15 protein-coding genes, 1 pseudogene and 1 riboswitch are annotated in these 12,645 nt (G+C 71.1%); of the genes and pseudogenes, 6 read left to right on the top strand and 10 right to left on the bottom strand.

What is annotated here, in order from left to right; genetic code table 11:
• Positions 1 to 81: 81 nt before the first annotated feature.
• From T328_RS11445 to T328_RS11425, 5 genes are all read right to left on the bottom strand, one after another.
• Positions 82 to 1,551, bottom strand: a complete 1,470-nt coding sequence (locus T328_RS11445; protein ID WP_496495857.1) for a sensor histidine kinase — start codon at positions 1,549 to 1,551, stop codon at positions 82 to 84.
• Complete coding sequence (locus T328_RS11440) at positions 1,548 to 2,351, bottom strand: response regulator transcription factor (protein ID WP_496495856.1); 804 nt, start codon at positions 2,349 to 2,351, stop codon at positions 1,548 to 1,550. Before T328_RS11440 ends, T328_RS11445 begins: the two co-directional genes overlap by 4 nt.
• Before the next feature lie 141 nt (positions 2,352 to 2,492).
• Positions 2,493 to 4,928 (bottom strand): tetratricopeptide repeat protein, encoded by a 2,436-nt coding sequence (locus T328_RS11435; RefSeq protein ID WP_496495855.1) that lies wholly within the window; start codon positions 4,926 to 4,928, stop codon positions 2,493 to 2,495.
• Between the two features lie 56 nt (positions 4,929 to 4,984).
• Positions 4,985 to 5,386, bottom strand: a complete 402-nt coding sequence (locus tag T328_RS11430; RefSeq protein WP_496495854.1) for a type II toxin-antitoxin system VapC family toxin — start codon at positions 5,384 to 5,386, stop codon at positions 4,985 to 4,987.
• Positions 5,383 to 5,607 carry a FitA-like ribbon-helix-helix domain-containing protein gene (locus T328_RS11425; RefSeq protein ID WP_496495853.1) on the bottom strand — a complete coding sequence of 75 codons (225 nt, stop codon included), beginning with the start codon at positions 5,605 to 5,607 and terminating at the stop codon, positions 5,383 to 5,385. Before T328_RS11425 ends, T328_RS11430 begins: the two co-directional genes overlap by 4 nt.
• A 290-nt stretch (positions 5,608 to 5,897) precedes the next feature.
• Between T328_RS11425 and T328_RS11420 the strand changes: the two genes are divergently transcribed.
• Both T328_RS11420 and T328_RS11415 read left to right on the top strand, forming a co-directional pair.
• A complete protein-coding gene (locus tag T328_RS11420) occupies positions 5,898 to 6,731 on the top strand; it encodes a helix-turn-helix domain-containing protein (protein WP_496495852.1) in 834 nt (277 codons plus the stop codon).
• Positions 6,728 to 7,039 carry a DUF397 domain-containing protein gene (locus tag T328_RS11415; RefSeq protein WP_496495851.1) on the top strand — a complete coding sequence of 104 codons (312 nt, stop codon included), beginning with the start codon at positions 6,728 to 6,730 and terminating at the stop codon, positions 7,037 to 7,039. Before T328_RS11420 ends, T328_RS11415 begins: the two co-directional genes overlap by 4 nt.
• Positions 7,040 to 7,051: 12 nt before the next feature.
• Here T328_RS11415 and T328_RS11410 read toward each other — a convergent pair whose 3' ends face one another.
• The 4 genes from T328_RS11410 to T328_RS11395 all read right to left on the bottom strand — a co-directional run bounded on the left by T328_RS11410 (position 7,052) and on the right by T328_RS11395 (position 8,227).
• On the bottom strand, positions 7,052 to 7,303 hold the full coding sequence (locus tag T328_RS11410) for a type II toxin-antitoxin system Phd/YefM family antitoxin (protein ID WP_496495850.1): 252 nt from the start codon (positions 7,301 to 7,303) through the stop codon (positions 7,052 to 7,054).
• Positions 7,304 to 7,321: 18 nt separating this feature from the next.
• On the bottom strand, positions 7,322 to 7,726 hold the full coding sequence (locus tag T328_RS11405; protein WP_496495849.1) for a hypothetical protein: 405 nt from the start codon (positions 7,724 to 7,726) through the stop codon (positions 7,322 to 7,324).
• 62 nt (positions 7,727 to 7,788) lie between these two features.
• Entirely contained in the window at positions 7,789 to 7,920 is a 132-nt protein-coding gene (locus T328_RS11400) for a hypothetical protein (RefSeq protein ID WP_496495848.1), read from the bottom strand.
• Positions 7,921 to 8,032: 112 nt separating this feature from the next.
• The gene (locus tag T328_RS11395; protein WP_496495847.1) at positions 8,033 to 8,227 is read right to left on the bottom strand and encodes a hypothetical protein; all 195 of its coding nucleotides are present in this window, start codon (positions 8,225 to 8,227) and stop codon (positions 8,033 to 8,035) included.
• A gap of 151 nt (positions 8,228 to 8,378) precedes the next feature.
• Between T328_RS11395 and T328_RS11390 the strand changes: the two genes are divergently transcribed.
• The 3 genes and pseudogenes from T328_RS11390 (at position 8,379) to T328_RS11380 (ending at position 9,819) form a co-directional block, all read left to right on the top strand.
• The gene (locus tag T328_RS11390) at positions 8,379 to 8,639 is read left to right on the top strand and encodes a hypothetical protein (RefSeq protein ID WP_496495846.1); all 261 of its coding nucleotides are present in this window, start codon (positions 8,379 to 8,381) and stop codon (positions 8,637 to 8,639) included.
• Complete coding sequence (locus T328_RS11385; protein ID WP_496495845.1) at positions 8,611 to 9,138, top strand: DUF6879 family protein; 528 nt, start codon at positions 8,611 to 8,613, stop codon at positions 9,136 to 9,138. Before T328_RS11390 ends, T328_RS11385 begins: the two co-directional genes overlap by 29 nt.
• Positions 9,139 to 9,251: 113 nt before the next feature.
• Positions 9,252 to 9,819 (top strand): annotated as a pseudogene (locus T328_RS11380) (Scr1 family TA system antitoxin-like transcriptional regulator).
• A 24-nt stretch (positions 9,820 to 9,843) separates the two neighbouring features.
• Here the strand turns inward: T328_RS11380 and rocD are convergent.
• On the bottom strand, positions 9,844 to 11,049 hold the full coding sequence (rocD, locus tag T328_RS11375) for an ornithine--oxo-acid transaminase (protein ID WP_496495844.1): 1,206 nt from the start codon (positions 11,047 to 11,049) through the stop codon (positions 9,844 to 9,846).
• 125 nt (positions 11,050 to 11,174) lie between these two features.
• A riboswitch (ZMP/ZTP riboswitch) is annotated at positions 11,175 to 11,265 on the top strand.
• A gap of 33 nt (positions 11,266 to 11,298) precedes the next feature.
• On the opposite strand from rocD, the gene glyA reads away from it, so the two are divergent.
• Positions 11,299 to 12,612, top strand: a complete 1,314-nt coding sequence (gene glyA / locus T328_RS11370) for a serine hydroxymethyltransferase (RefSeq protein ID WP_496495843.1) — start codon at positions 11,299 to 11,301, stop codon at positions 12,610 to 12,612.
• The last annotated feature ends 33 nt before the right edge of the window (positions 12,613 to 12,645 follow it).

Here is a 12,645-nt window from a genome sequence, read left to right as displayed (position 1 = left end):
CGGCGGTGACGCGTACGTGTGCAGCAGCGTCGCCGGGGCGGCCGGGGCGTACGAAGGGCCCTCAGGGATCCCGCAGGGGCTTCACACCGGACTCTCAAGCCGGGGGTCGCCCTGCTGGGGCCGCGGCAGGCGGATGGTGACGGCCATGCCGGCGGCGGGTGCGGTGTCGAGCGCGACCTCGCCGTCGTGTGCCTCGACCACGGCCCGCACGATGGACATGCCCAGCCCGCTGCCGCCCGCGACCCGGGCACGGCCGGGATCGGCGCGGAAGAAGCGGTCGAAGATCCGCGCCGCGTCCTCCGGTCGCATGCCGGGCCCGGTGTCGGCGATCCGCAGCACGGCGACGCCGTTCTCGGCGGCGGCGGAGAGGGTGCAGGCGGCGTCCTCGGGGGTGTGGGTGCGTACGTTGGTCAGCAGGTTGCCGACGACCTGGCGCAGCTGCGCCTCGTCGCCGACGACGACCGCGGGCCCGGGGGCGTCGGCCGTCACGGGGCGGTGCGGCTGCTGCGCGCGCAGGTCGGCGGCGGCGTCGCGGACGAGGACGGCGAGGTCGACGGGGGCGCGGTCGCGGGTCGGGTGCTGGTCGAGGCGGGCGAGGGCGAGGAGTTCGTCGACGAGGCGGCTCATGCGCTCGGCCTCCGCGGCGACGCGGGTCAGGGCGCGTTCGGCCTCGTCGTCGGCGAGGATGCCCTTGTCGTAGAGCTGGAGGTAGCCGAGCACGGTCGCCAGCGGGGTGCGCAGCTCGTGCGAGGCGTCGGCGAGGAACTGGCGCTGCCGCGTGGCGGCTTCCTCGCGGCTGGCCATGGCGCCCTCGACCTGCTGCAGCATGGCGTTCAGCGCGTCGCGCAGCTGCTCGACCTCGCTGCCGCCGGGCGGCGAGGTGTCGACGCGGCGCGACAGGTCGCCCTCGGAGATCGCGGACGCGGTCTCCACCATGTCCTCCAGGGGCCGCAGCCGGCGCCGGGCGACGTGCGAGGAGACGACGGCGAGGAGCAGCAGGAGCAGGGCGCCGAAGACGGCTTCGATGACGAAGAGCTTGCGGACGGCGTTGCGCACGCCGTCGTAGCGGGTGGTGGCGATGGCGTACGAACCGTCGTCGAGGCGGGCGACGCCGGTGCGGTAGTGGTGGCCGCCGGCCGCGACGCTGGTGATGTCGCCGGAGTCGGCGAGGGCGCCGGGGTCGTCGACGGCGGCGGCGATGTCGCGGGCGAGCCGCGGGTTGCCGCCGTCGAAGAGCACGCAGGTGGGGCGGAGTTCGCCGGCGGGGTCGAGGAGGACGAACGGCTCGTTCTTGGCGGAGCCGGTGAAGCCGTCGTCGCCGGGGTCGCTGAAGGCGTCGGCGATCTGGCACACCCGCTGCAGGCCGGCGGTGCTGAGCGGGCCGGCGGCGAGGGTGTCGCGGCTCTGCCGGACGGTGGCGTCGACCTCGCCGACGAGGATGGTGTACGTACCGAAGAGGCTGGCGCAGGCGGCGGCGAGGAGGCCGACGGCGAGGATGCCGACGTTGATGACGGACAGCCGGTTGCTGAGCGAGCGGGGGAAGCGCTTCACGAGGGCGGTCCGGGGTGGTCGGCGGGTGCGGGTGCGTCGGCGGGGGCGTCGGCGGGGGCTGTGGTGCCCGTGGGCTCGACCGGCCCGACCGGCCCGACCGGGCGCAGGCCGTAGCCCACCCCGCGCCGGGTCTCGATGAGCGGAGGGCCGAGGGGGTCCAGCTTGCGCCGCAGGTAACTGATGTACGTCTCGACGACGGTGGACTCGACCGCGGAGTCGAACTGCCAGACGTTGCGCAGCAACTGCTCCTTGGTCAGGATGCGGCCGGCGTTGCGCATGAGGTGGCGCAGCAGGTTGAACTCGGTCGGTGTCAGCTCCACCGGCGCGCCCCCACGCCGCACGGTGAACGTCGCCTCGTCCAGCTCCACGTCCCCGTGCCGCAGCACCCCGGCCGCGGGCGCCCGCCCGCGCGTCCGGCGCAGCACGGCGCGTACGCGGGCGACGACCTCGTCGACGTTGAACGGCTTCGTGATGTAGTCGTCCCCGCCGAGCGCGAGCCCGCCGAGCACGTCGGCGGGCGCGTCGCGGGCGGTCAGGAAGATCACGGCGGGCTCCTCCCCGTACGCCCGCAGCTCCCGGCAGACCTGCCAGCCGCTGCCGTCGGGGAGCATGACGTCGAGCAGCACGAGATCGGGCGTGTGCGCGCGGGCCAGCTCCAGCGCGCGCCGGACGGTGGGCGCGGCGCGTACGGCGAAGCCGTGGAAGCGCAGGGTGATCTGCAGGATGTCGGCGATCCCGGGATCGTCCTCGACCACGAGAACGGACTCCCCCACCGCACTTCGCTCCGCCGTGCCGCTCATGGCCCCAGTATCGGGGCGGCAGTCCGGTTCACGGCCGGGGGCGACTTTGCGAGTTCCTTGTGAGAAGCACCTCCGCGTACAGAACGTGACTGTGCGCACGCAGAGGATGCACAGCACTCGTCGCCTTCCGTGACCATGGCCTCAGCCCGCCTGGGTCAGCAGTTCCCGGGCCTGCTGCGCGAACGGTTCCCACCCGCTGTCCGCTGCTCGCCGCAAGAAGGGAAGAGCGGCTTCCGCCTCGCCCCTGCCGGTAAGTATCTCGCCCACCCGGCAGCCGGCCTCGCCCACCAGCTCCGCGTCGTCCGTGCCCTCCAGGGTGCGCCGGTACCAGCGCACCGCCTCGTCCCAGTGCTCCAGCCAGTAATTCAGCTCACCGATGTGTGCGGCGAACAGCGACCCGTCCTCGTGGCCGGACTCGGCTATCGGCCCGTAGTGCTCGAGCAACTCCGGCAGGTTGCGCTCCTCCTTGGCGACCAGGCCGAGATTGGTGATCGCCTTGTGGGACATTTCCTTGTCGCCCTTTTCCCCCGCACGATGCCACCACTCACGCGCCGTGACGTTGTCGCCTCCGCGGTGCGCCGCGGCGCCCAGCGTGACGGCGGCGCTGGCCGCCCACTGCCCTCGTCCCTCGGCCACCTTCCTCAACAGCGCCAGGCCCAGCTCCCTGTCGCCTCCGTCGCTCATCCAGTGGCCGTAGTGGCACGCTGCCATCAGGTGACTCCTGGATGCGGCGCGGACCCGTCGCAGGAACGCCTCACCCTTCCCCTCCACAGCCTGGTCCACCGCCCGCGCCGCCTCCGGGGCGTTCACTTCGGCGAGGAGTTCGCCCAGCGTGTGGAGGGCGCGGGCAGCGTTCTTCTCGCTGCACTCGTATCGGGCCGTAAGAACCGCGGACCGCCCCCAAGCGGCGAACGCCGCCGTCCGGTCGCCGCGTGCATACGCCAGTTCTGCCAGGTGCCGCGCGGCCCGAGCGGCATTGTCGACCAGATGGTTGATGCGTACGAAACCGGCTTCGGCCTGCGTGAACGCCTCCTGGGCCGGTGCCGTCTCGCCCAGTTCGCGCAAGGAGAGACCAAGGCGGTAGAAGCAAGACGCACGGGTGTCGTCATCGGCGCCCTCGACCGTCGCGCCACGCTCGAACCACCGTGCGGCCTCTGCCGCGTCGCCGCGCTCCCTCGCCCTGTTGCCCACGATCCGGAAACCCTGGGACGCCACCCCCGGCTGAACAGGCTCGGCCGCCGTGGCCAGCGACGCGATGACGGCCGCCCCGGCACCGTTCTCCTCCAGCAGCTCCAGTAGCTGATGCGTCGCCTTCCGCGCGCCGGGGGTGGTGAGGGCGCCGGTCTGACGGACGGCACGCCGGTACCCCTCGGCCGCGCGGCCTGTGGACACCGCCAGTCGCAGCGCCGTCGTCACCATCTCCCGCCTCGGCCACTCCTCCGCCCAGACGAGGGACAGATCGACGAGAAAGGTCGCGGCAGCGTCGTGGTCGTCGACAAGCGCGGCAAGAAGGGCCTCGGCGGCAGGGACATCCCCGGCGAACAGGCGCCCGGCGAGGGCGGTGACAGGCTCGCCGTAGTGCTCACCGAGCAGGGCCACGGCTCCGGCCCGATCACCTTCGCCCACAAGCCGATGCGCCATCGCTGCCGAGCACTCCGCGCCGGTGAGGCGGCGTACCTCCGCCACCAGGCTCTGGTCACGATGCGCGCCGTCCATCGCGAGGGCACGGGCGAACGCCGCCTGCGCCTCCTCCGCACGGCCAAGGCGCCGCAGCAGAACGCCCCGCCGCAGCGCCGCCCGGGAGCGGTAGCGGGACGCGTAGTGCTTGTGCTGCTCACTCTGCTCGGCCTGCTGGTACGTGGCGCACGCCGCCTCGTGCTCACCCTGGGCCGCCCGGAGGTCGCCCAGGTAGAGCAGGGCCTTGCCCCGCAGGTCCGGTTTGCCCCCGTGCGCGGCCCGTTGGTACTGCTCCGCGGCTCCGGCTGCGTCACCCCGCTCCTGACGAAGCCACCCCAGCGTGAAGGAGGCGTTCATGCTGCCGTGCTCAGCCTGTTGGGCGTACCGCTCCTCGATGTCGTCGGCCGGCGGTGCGAGCGCATCGGTGGCGTAGTTGCCGGTGTCCCAGCAGTCGCCGACACGCAGCGGCTCCATCCAGCGAGGATCCGTGACGTGGACCTCGTAGTCGCCCTGGGCAAGCTGGTCCTCGTCCGGCCAGCCGCGGCCGTCGTACTCGCCGGAGTACTCCTCCAGCCGTTCCTTGTCCTCGTCGTCGGCCGGGAGGTTGCGCGCGGCCAGCCGCTCCACCCTCGCCACGAAGCGATACGTGTTGCGGTCCACCCAGCCGTCGTCAAAGTACTCGCCGAAAGCGACGACGTCCGTCACCGGGCCGTAGCGGTAGCCGATGATGTCGTCCGCGGACTCGAACAGCAACCGGAAGAAGAAGCTCGGGTCGTCGGGCAGCAGCTCCTCGTCCTCGTGAACGAACTCGTAGTTGGTGACGAAGACGCGAAAGCGGACTCGGCGTCGTTCACGGTCCAGGTCGAGGACGCGGACACCGAAGAGGTTGTTGACGGACATCGGGCCTTCCAAGGGGGATGGGGGGAACCCGGCCGGACGGTGCGACCGCCGGCGGTTCAGGTGTCGTCGTGGAGGTTGATGACGCGGCAGCGGGGGCCTGGGGCGTGGGCCAGTTTGGCGTCGGAGGTCAGTAGCGGGGCGTCGAGACCTTCGGCGAGAGCGACGTAGAAAGCGTCGTAGGAGCGCACGCTCCCGAGTTGGCGTACGCGCTCCAGCAGTGGCAGGTGCTCGTGCCGGCGGATCGGCAGGCTGCGGTAGTCGGCCATGGCCCGGGTGGTCTTGTCCCCGGTGAGCAGGCCGGCGCGTTCCAGCCGCAACAGCACCGAGGCGACCTCTGTGTCGATCAGGTACGGAGCCGAGAGCAGGCTCGCGGCGGTCAGGTGGCGGGCCGCGGCCTTCCCCCTGGTGCCGGTGTCGACGAGCAGGTCGACGACGGCGGACGGGTCGACGACGATCAACGGTGCTCCTCGTCCGCGAGTGCGGCGGTGTCCACCTCCGTGAGGTCGACCGAGGCATGCCCGCGGATACGCGTGACGATCTCGTCCATCGTGGGGATCGCGGCTTCGCGTTCGATCAGCGCGTGCAGGAAGCCCTGCAGCGACTTGCCCTCCTGGGCGGCACGGACCTTGATCGCTTTCAGGGTGTCCTCGGAGACGTCACGAATCGTCACGGCGGTCATGCCTACACAATACCTGCGATGCCTGCATTTCGCCTGCATTCCCCGCCGTGGGCGGGCGGAGGTTCAGCAGGCGCGGGGCGGGTTCGGCCAATCGATGCCGTAGGTGCTTCGGCTGCTCACGGACCGGCAGCCGTTGACCCTGTCCGGACTCGGCGAACTGCCGGTCTGGACTTTGCGAGTTCCTTGCGAGAAGCAGCACCGCGTACAGAAAGTGACTGTACACATGCAGAGGGTAGACAGTGCTCGTCACCTTGCGTGACCATGGATACACGCAACGGGAGGTGGCAGAGATGATCGCGGGCACGGGTGGTGTGGGTGAGCCGGAGCCGTCGGACAGCATGCGGACGTTCGGGGCGATGGTCCAAGCGCTGCGAGAACACGCGGGGTTGAGCCGGGAACAGCTCGGGGAGCACGTGCGGTTCTCGAAGCACACGGTGGCGGCGGTCGAGGTCGGCCGCCGGTTGCCGCCGCCGGACTTCGTGGAGCGGGCGGAGCCGGTGCTCGGGGATACGGGTGCGCTGCGGAAGTCGGCGCCGCACGTGGTGCGGAAGCCGGGGCTGGCGCGGTGGTTCCGGGAGTGGGCGCGGTTGGAGAGGGAGGCGATCAGTCTCTATACGTACGAGTGTCGGCTGATCCCGGGGCTGTTGCAGACCGAGGCGTACGCGCGGACGTTGTTCGGGCACCGGCTGCCGCCGCTGGACGACGAGGAGATCGAGGCCCAGTGGGCGGCACGATCGGAACGCCAACGGCTGCTTGCGGAACGGCCGCACACGGCGTTCAGCTTCGTGGTGGAGGAGCACCAGTTCGTGAGGGGGATGGGCGGCAAGGAGGTGACGCGGGGTCTTATCGACCACGTGCTGGAGATCGCGCGGCTGCGGAACGTGGAGGTGCAGGTGATGCCGCTGGTACGGGAGACGCACGCCGGAACGGCCGGTCCCATGCAGCTACTGGAAACCCCGGAGAATTGCTGGTACGGCTACAACGAGAGCCAGGAGAGCGGTCAGTTGATCTCCGACCCGAAAGTGGTCAGCGTGCTCCAGCGGCGCTATGCCAGGATGTGCGCACAGGCTCTCAGCCCCGAGGACTCCGCGAGCCTGCTGCAACGGATGCGAGGAGCGCTATGAGCACTTCGAACCTGGCCTGGTACAAGTCCAGCTACAGCGGCAGCGAATCGGGCGATTGCATCGAGGTCGCCGTCACCTGGCACAAGTCCAGCTACAGCAGCAGCGAATCCGGCGACTGCGTCGAGGTCGCCGTCACCTGGCACAAGTCCAGCCACAGCAGCGAATCCGGCGACGACTGCGTCGAGGTCGCGACCTGCCCCGAGGCCGTCCACGTCCGCGACTCCAAGGACAAGACCGGCCCTCACCTCACCTTCACCCCCGACGCCTGGGCCGCCTTCGTCGCCTACGCCCGCAACGCCGCCGCCTGACGCGGCGGTAAGTCACGCACGCAGTCCCAGCAGGCGGCCCACCGCTTCGTGGCTCGTCCCCTCTCCGAGCGTGCCCTGCGCCTGGCGCCGTTCACGCTCGGCGATCGCCACGGAGTCTTCGAGGTCCTCGATCACCTGAGGCGACACCAGGAGAGCCGCGACCTGGCCTTGGTCGGTGAGCGCGATGGTCTCGCGGCCGTGCGCGACGCGACGTACCAATTCACCCAGCTCGGCGCGGGCGTTGCTGATCGAGATCTCAGTCATGCCCGTAGTTGTACGCGATCAGCCGATCGGGCAGCGGCACTCCGGCCGGAACCGGTGCGGGGAGCAGCCGATGAGGCAGACGGAGAGGAAGCGCCCCCCGGCGAGCCACCACCCGCCGGCGACGTCTTCACCACCCGCAACCGCCCGGACCGCGGCCTCGGCGCGGGCAGCCACCCGCTGCCGGTCGTGCGGAAGCAGCGCGTCGGCGTGCGCCCGTACGCGCCCGCCCCACCAGGCCGCGGCCTCACCCGGATCGCGCCAGGTGCCTTCCACGAAAGACGCGGGCTTCAACAGCCAGTGCGCCAGCTCCAGCGGCGGTACGCGGCTGACGGCGAACTCGCCGTGCGCCGGACGCCGCGGGCCGTCCTTGGCCAACTCGTGCCCGCTGCCGAGCCAGACGTAGCCGTGGTGGTGGTCACTCACCGGGGTACCTCACCGCCGTACACGGGGTGAGGGGCGGCACAGCCGCCCCTCACCTGCTTTCCTTACTGACGGCGGCAGCCGTCACCGTCACCGCAGCCGCCGGCGGACTCGCCGTCGCCGTCGTCGTCTTCCGGCTCCGCCTTGACCGGATCGGGAAGGTGCCGCATGGTGACCTCCTGTCGGGTCCGCGGCACGAGGCGTCTCCTCGCGCCGTATTGCCCGCGGAACCCCGTTGCCCCGGGGTTCCGGCCCGCCCCGAGCCGCCCGCCGTCCAAGCCCGGCGGCCGGGGCGGGAACCATCGACGCTCACCAGCCCCGCCGCCCCCGGGCCCCGCGGCACCGCGGGCAGCCGCAGGGCGGCCACTCGGAGGTGAGCAGCGGGGCGCAGTCCCTCGCGAAGTACCGCTGCATCGGCCCCCAGGTACGGCCGCTGGTGCGAGAGACCCGCAGGGTCAGCAGCGGCCGGGCGGGAGAGGTGGGGATGCCGGGCTGGGTCGCCATGGCATCGACGCTACGGAGCCCCTCGGGCACCTGGCCAGCGATGTGCAGATTTCTGCGAACTGCATGTCAGACCCAAAAGAGTGACTTGGCAGCCCACTTGCAAGGCAGGAATCTGATGCACATGGCTGCACGAGAACTACAGGAGGCACTCATGCCATTAGTCTTCGTCGGCATCGACCCCAACACGGGCCACGACGACAGTCCCACCGTGTGGGTCGACACCGACGCCCAGGAACTCGTCCTCCAGGGGTGGAAGCCCGGACCGGAACTCGAAGCGCAGTGTGCCGCGACCACGGTCCCCGGACACGCGCAGGGAATCCCGGACGACGAGGCAGTGGTACGCATCCCGGCCCGCATGGTCGACCAGATCAAGGAGGCATGCGATGTCCTCGGACACGCCTACGTTCGATGAGCTGATGGCCGGCGCCACGCAGTCGGCCCTGCACCTGGAGATGCGCGACGTCTACGGGATCGAGAAGGAGAAGGAGGGTTTCGCCGCCTGGAAGAGCGGCCGCAGGCTCGACCCGGCGGAGGAGGAGTCGTGGTGGCGGCCGTGGCTCGACCTGATTGCCGAGACGGTCGGCCGAGGTGTCGTCGTACGCCGCGCCCGCATCATCAGCGAACCGGTCACCGACTACATCCGGTACGAGCACTCGGGCACCTTCACCAACGTGGCCGCCGGGGAGCAAGTCCGCTGGCTACCGCGTCGGCAGGCGTCGGATCTGGCCCTGCCGGGCAATGACTTCTGGCTCTTTGACGGGCAGTTGATCCGCTGGAACCACTTCACCGGGGACGGAGGATCGGGCGGCCACGAGTTGAGCGACGACCCGGCTGCTGCGAAACTGTGCGACACGGCGTTCGAAGCCGTGTGGCAGCGGGCCATCCCGCACGACGAGTACGAGATCCGCTGACGTAGAAGGGCATCGGACAGGCCAGCTCATTGCCCATCTCCCCGTCTTCCTCCGCCCTAGCCGCTCGCGAAGCCGTCGCTCAGCGGCTGCGCAACCTGCGTAAGGGCGCCGGGCTGACGGTGGTCGAGCTGGCCGCCCAGTGTCACTGGCATCACGCCAAGACCTCCCGCATCGAGAACGCGCACACCGCGCCGTCCGCGAAGGACATAAGGGCCTGGTGCCGTGCCTGCGGTGTCGAAGACGAGGCAGAGGACCTGATCGCGCGGTCGCTCCACGCAGAGTCGATGTACAAGGAGTGGCGACACCAGGTACGAGGAGGGCTCAAGGCCCTGCAGGAAGCCTCGGTCCAGTTTTCCACGACACGCGTCTCTTCCGCGTCTACTCCTCGACGCTGGTGCCCGGCCAAACTGGGCTACCTGCTGACCGCCGGCGCGCTGCCCGCCGTATCGCTGGGCGTGATCCCGAGAGCAACCCCGCGCCCGCTCCATGCACCCCCGGGAGACCTTCCACGTCTACGACGACACGCTGGTATCCGTGGAGTTGGTGTCGGCGCGGGTCAGAATCGTGCAGCCCTCCGAAATCGCCCTCTACCTCAAAGCGTTCAAACAGCTGCAGCAGCTCGCCGTCTACGGCGCCGACGCGCGGGCTCTGATCCTGAAGGCCATCGAAGCCCTCGACTGAACCCGCGCCCCGGCCCGCCGCGGGTCAGCCCGCCAGGGTTTCGCGGAGTTGGTCCAGGCCCCAGTCCAGGTCTTCCTTCGTGATCACCAGGGGCGGGGCGATGCGGATCGTCGAGCCGTGGGTGTCCTTCACCAGCACGCCCCGCGCCATCAGCTTCTCCGAGAGCTGCCGCCCCGTGCCCTGTGCCGGGTCGATGTCCACGCCCGCCCACAGGCCCCGGCCGCGTACCTCCTGGACCGCGCCCGTGCCCGTGAGCAGGCCGAGCTCGTGGTGCAGGTGATCGCCGAGTTCGGTGGCGCGCTGCTGGTACTCGCCGGTGCGCAGCATCGCGATGACCTCCAGGCCCACCGCGCACGCCAGCGGGTTGCCACCGAAGGTGGAGCCATGCTCGCCGGGCTGGAAGACGCCGAGGACGTCGCGGCCGGCGACGACCGCCGAGACCGGGACCACGCCGCCGCCGAGGGCCTTGCCGAGGATGTAGACGTCCGGCACGACGTCTTCGTGCTCGCAGGCGAACGTACGGCCCGTGCGGCCCAGGCCGGACTGGATCTCGTCGGCCATGAAGAGGACGTTGCGGGCGGCGGTCAGCTCCCGTACGCCGGTGAGGTAGCCGGGCGGCGGCACCAGCACGCCCGCCTCGCCCTGGATCGGCTCCAGCAGCACGGCGACGGTGTCGTCGTCGACGGCCGCGGTCAGGGCGGCCAGGTCGCCGTACGGGACGATCTCGAAGCCGGGGGTGTACGGACCGTAGTCGGCGCGGGCCTCGGGGTCGGTGGAGAAGCTGACGATGGTGGTCGTACGGCCGTGGAAGTTGTTCTCCGCCACGACGATCTTCGCGCGCCCCTCGGGCACGCCCTTGACGCGGTAGCCCCACTTCCGGGCGGTCTTCACCGCGGTCTCGACGGCCTCCGCGCCGGTGTTCATGGGCAGCACCATGTCCTTGCCGCACAGCTCGGCGAGCCGGCCGCAGAACTCCGCGAAGCGGTCGTGGTGGAAGGCCCGCGAGGTGAGCGTCACCCGGTCCAACTGGGCGCGGGCGGCGGCGAGGAGGCGGGGGTTGCCGTGGCCGAAGTTGAGGGCCGAGTAGCCGGCGAGCATGTCCAGGTAGCGGTGGCCCTCGACGTCGGTCATCCACGCGCCTTCGGCGGTGGCGACGACCACGGGCAGGGGGTGGTAGTTGTGCGCGCTGCGGGCGTCGGCTGCGGCGATGGCTGCGTCGGTTCGCGTCACGGGGTCTCCGTTCCGTTGCGCCGTGAGGGGCGGTGCGGGTGGGGCAGGGGTGGTGCCCCATCTCTCTATCTTGCTCGGTGATGGACGAAGGATCCATCACGGGCGGGCATGCCCGCTAGGGTGGAACCGCGCGCGGCGACTGGCGAACGTGGAACGGACCACGGGGAAGCCGCGCGGCGCAGTAGCCGAGTGGTGCCGCCCGCCTGGGTGCCCCGGGTCCGACGCAGAATCGACCCGGAGGGACATGCCATGACTACCGACCGCCGCCCCGCCGACCGCTCCGGCGATCACCCCGCCGCCCACCCGGCCCTCGCGCAGACCGACCCCGAGCTGGCCGCCCTGGTCGCCGCCGAGGAGCAGCTGCAGGCCGACACGCTGCGGCTCATCCCCAGCGAGAACTACGTCTCCGCCGCCGTGCTGGAAGCCACCGGCACCGTGCTGACCAACAAGTACAGCGAGGGCTACCCCGGCAAGCGCTACTACGAGGGCCAGCAGAACATCGACCCCATCGAGACCCTCGCCGCGGACCGCGCGAACGCCCTCTTCGGCACCGACCACGCCAACGTCCAGCCGTACTCCGGCTCGCCCGCGAATCTCGCCGCCTACCTGGCCTTCGCCGAGCCCGGCGACACCGTCATGGGCATGTCCCTGCCGCACGGCGGCCACCTCACCCACGGGTGGAGCGTGTCCGTGACCGGTAAGTGGTTCCGCGGCGTGCAGTACAAGGTGCGGCGCGAGGACGGGCGCGTCGACTTCGACGAGGTACGGGACCTGGCGCGCGCCGAGCGCCCGAAGATCATCCTGTGCGGCGGCACCGCCATCCCGCGCACCATCGACTTCGCGGCCTTCGGCGAGATCGCGCGCGAGGTCGGCGCGGTGCTGGTCGCGGACGTGGCGCACATCGCCGGGCTGATCGTCGGCGGCGCGCACCCCTCGCCCGTACCGCACGCGGACGTGATCACGACGACCACGCACAAGACGCTGCGCGGGCCGCGCGGGGCGATGATCCTGACGCGTGCGGAGCACGCGCGCGCGATCGACCGCGCGGTCTTCCCCGGCCTGCAGGGCGGGCCGCACAACCACACGACGGCGGCCATCGCGGTGGCGCTGCACGAGGCGGCACAGCCGGCGTTCCGGGAGTACGCGGCGGAGGTCGTCGCCAACGCGAAGGAGCTGGCCGCGCAGCTGGCGGAGCGCGGCTTCGAGCTGGTCTCGGGCGGTACGGACAACCATCTGATCCTCATCGACCTCACCGGCAAGGAGGTCCCGGGGAAGGTGGCGGCGAAGGCGCTGGACCGGGCGGGGCTGGTGGTGAACTACAACACCGTCCCGTACGACCCGCGCAAGCCGTTCGACCCGTCGGGCATCCGGATCGGGACGCCGTCGCTGACGTCGCGGGGGCTGGGGACGGGGCAGATGGCGCAGGTCGCGGAGTGGATCGACCGGGGGGTCGCGGCGGCGAAGGCGGGCGGGGAGGAAGAGGACGTGGCGCTGAAGGGGATCAGGGGCGAGGTGGCGGAGCTGATGGCGTCGTACCCGGCCCCGGGGCTGCCGGTCGCCTGACGGCGGGACGAGGGTCGGGGGTCGGCGGGTCGG

The sequence above is a fragment of the Streptomyces sp. CNX435 genome, from assembly GCF_059570575.1.
The sequence above is the reverse complement of the archived record's forward strand: the minus strand, read 5'-3'. Positions and strand labels throughout refer to the sequence as shown.